Source organism: Arthrobacter sp. JCM 19049, assembly GCF_001310435.1.
On record NZ_BAXF01000506.1, the window covers coordinates 1 to 1,518 of the forward strand.

The 1,518-nt window shown below is 65.0% G+C and carries 2 pseudogenes; both read left to right on the plus strand.

Going from position 1 to position 1,518, the window contains the following annotated elements:
* Window positions 1-76 precede the first annotated feature (76 nt).
* Window positions 77-798, plus strand: a pseudogene (gene pyrH, locus JCM19049_RS13860) (UMP kinase).
* Window positions 799-900: 102 nt separating this feature from the next.
* Window positions 901-1,457: pseudogene (gene frr, locus JCM19049_RS13865) on the plus strand (ribosome recycling factor).
* The last annotated feature ends 61 nt before the right edge of the window (window positions 1,458-1,518 follow it).

A 1,518-nucleotide genomic window follows, 5' to 3' on the forward strand; every position in this document is an offset into this window, starting at 1 on the left:
CCGGCACCCGCCCGCGCCTCGTTGCGGGGACACACCGACCAGCCGCAAGCACTACCATCCTCCAGGAGCAAAACTGATGGTCCCTACCGATACCCCCAAGCGTCGCCGCGTCCTTCTCAAGCTGTCCGGGGAGGTGTTCGGCGGCGGCAATGTCGGCGTGGACCCGACCACCGTGCGCGGCGTGGCCGAGCAGATCGCCCAGACCGTGGGCGAGGTGGAAACCGCGATCGTGGTCGGCGGCGGCAACTTCTTCCGCGGCGCCGAACTCTCGGCCGCCGGCATGGACCGCTCCCGCGCGGACTACATGGGAATGCTGGGCACCGTGATGAACTGCCTGGCGCTGCAGGACTTCCTGGAGCAGTGCGGGGTGGAAACCCGCGTGCAGTCGGCCATCTCCATGGCCCAGGTGGCGGAGAACTACATTCCGCGCCGCGCCATCCGCCACATGCAGAAGGACCGTGTGGTGATCTTCGGTGCCGGGGCCGGGCTGCCCTATTTCTCCACCGACACCGTCGCCGCCCAGCGCGCCCTGGAAGTGGACGCCGACGAGGTGCTGATGGCCAAGAGCGGCGTTGACGGGGTGTACACCGCGGACCCGAAGAAGGACCCGACCGCCAGAAGCTGCAGACCCTGACCTACAACGACGCGCTGGTGCGCAACATCCGGGTGATGGACCAGACCGCGATGACCATGTGCCAGGACAACAACCTGAACATGCTGGTCTTCGGCATGGAAGGCGAAGGCAACGTCGCGGCCGCGATCCGCGGCGAACGGATCGGCACCACGGTCACGCCGTAGCCCATCGTGGCATAGGATTGAACTAGTTTGAATTGCCAAAGCCCGGTGGCACCGATGTGAAACCGGGTTTTGGTCCAGCCAAAGGACCCTGAAGGAGTACCGGTGATTGAGGAAACTCTGGCGGAAGCCGCCGAGAAAATGGAACGCACCATCGAGGCCGCCAAGGAAGACTTCGCGAACATCCGCACCGGGCGTGCCCACCCCGGAATGTATTCCAAGGTGATGGTCGACTACTACGGTTCGCCCACCCCGCTGCAGCAGCTGGCATCCTTCGCGGTGCCCGATGCGCGTACCATCATGATCACCCCCTACGACGTCTCCGCGCTGCGCGAGATTGAAAAGGCGCTGGGCGACTCGGAGGTCGGGGCCAACCCGTCCAACGACGGCAAGACCATCCGCGTGGTGCTGCCGGTGCTCACCGAGGAACGCCGCAAGGAATACGTGAAGCTGGCCCGCACCAAGGGTGAGGACTCCAAGGTCGCCATCCGCAACCACCGTCGCAAGGCCAAGGAAGCCATCGACAAGATGGTCAAGGACGGCGAAGTCGGTGAGGACGACGGCAACCGCGGTGAAAAGGACCTCGACGCGCTGACCAAGAAGCACACCGAGCCATCGACGATTTGCTCAAGCGCAAAGAAGCAGAGCTGCTGGACGTCTAATGCCAGACCAGCCAGACCCGGTCGGCGGCACCGCAGCGCAGGTGCCGCCAGCCGACTCGGG